The following is a 1,383-nucleotide window of genomic DNA, read 5'->3' on the forward strand; positions in this document are numbered from 1 at the left end:
CGAGCTGGCCGAGCAGTTCCGCGGCCGGGTCAACGAGGGTGTGCTGCACTGCGTACGTGCGGCGCTGCAGGCGGAATTCCAGGCCTGAACCCCGCCCGGTAATCTTCGGAAACCTAAAATCCCAGGGAAATCCGCCGCTTGGCAGCGGGCGCGACCATCTGCGGACTTGCCGCCCGCCCCAGTGCTATGATTAGCTCGCTAATTATTAGTTTTATGGTACAGGCGCCATGTCCGAATACGATCATCACCGCTTCGCCATGCAGGTATCGCAGCTGTCGCGCGCCTGGCGTGGCGAGCTCGACCGCCGACTCGCCGGGCTTGGCCTCTCCCAGGCGCGCTGGCTGGTGCTGCTGCACCTCGGGCGCTTCGCCGAGCAGCCGACCCAGCGCGAGCTGGCGCAGAGCGTAGGGGTCGAGGGTCCGACGCTGGCGCGACTGCTCGACAGCCTCGAAGCCCAGGGCCTGGTGCGTCGCCTCGCGGTTCCCGAAGACCGCCGGGCCAAGAAGATCGCCCTCAGCCCGGAAGCCAAGCCCCTGATCGAGCGGATCGAGGCGATCTCCTCGCAACTGCGTCGCGAACTGTTCCAGGGCATCGATCCTGAAGACCTGCAACGCTGCCAGCAGGTCCACTCGCACATCCTCGCCAATCTGCAGAACCCCTGACGTCGGCGGTTACCGGCGATCGCCGCCGGGCGCCTGGCGCCGAGTTTCCTGCCCATTGCCGTTGTATCGCGTTGCGGCGCCAGACAATATGACGGTCGTCCGTCGTAGAGCCCTCGAGAAAGGCGCTTTTCTGACGATAAACAGAATGGAGTGCTCGGATGTGCTGGCATAGTGCCGCTATACTGCGTGGCTCACGTATTCTTCGACTAGCATCCCGTACTGGGTATCTGGATGATTTTCCGGGTTAATTGGATCTGCCTCACTGTGCATGCTTCGTCGATGTCGCGCATTTCAAGAACAGGCTCCGGATCGAGCCGGACCACCGGGAGGAAACATGGCTAGAGTTCACCAGCTCTTGGTGCTGACCCTTGTATCGGGATCGGCGCTTTATTCAGGGCTGGTTCCCGCACTGGGCCTCGGGGACATCAATCTGCAGTCCGCGCTCAATCAGCCGCTGAGCGCCGAAATCGAACTGCTCGACGTGGGCGACCTGACCCGCGACGAGATCAAGGTGCGCCTCGCCAGCCAGAGCGCCTTCGACCAGTCCGGTGTGGACCGGCCGTTCTTCCTCAACGACCTGCGTTTCACCCCGGTGTTGCGCGGCAGGAGCAGCGTGGTGCGGGTGGTGTCCACCCAGCCGGTGCGTGAGCCCTATCTGAATTTCATCGTCGAGGTGGCGCGCCCGGGCGGCACACTGCTTCGCGAGTACACCCTGCTGCTG

General features: G+C 63.6%; 1 protein-coding gene and 1 pseudogene. Both read left to right on the forward strand.

Annotated features, from left to right (window positions below):
• Positions 1-227 precede the first annotated feature (227 nt).
• Positions 228-662 carry a MarR family transcriptional regulator gene (locus B2X67_RS18580; RefSeq protein ID WP_090227608.1) on the forward strand — a complete coding sequence of 145 codons (435 nt, stop codon included), beginning with the start codon at positions 228-230 and terminating at the stop codon, positions 660-662.
• Positions 663-996: 334 nt separating this feature from the next.
• Positions 997-1,383: pseudogene (locus B2X67_RS18585) on the forward strand (FimV family protein); the annotation flags it as partial.

The sequence above is a fragment of the Pseudomonas sp. UBA3153 genome (assembly GCF_002364635.1).
Taxonomy (GTDB): domain Bacteria; phylum Pseudomonadota; class Gammaproteobacteria; order Pseudomonadales; family Pseudomonadaceae; genus Pseudomonas_O; species Pseudomonas_O kuykendallii.

Coding starts and splice junctions, on each gene's coding strand:
- B2X67_RS18580 (WP_090227608.1), top strand. CDS start 228: ATGTCCGAATACGATCATCACCGCTTCGCCATGCAGGTATCGCAGCTG.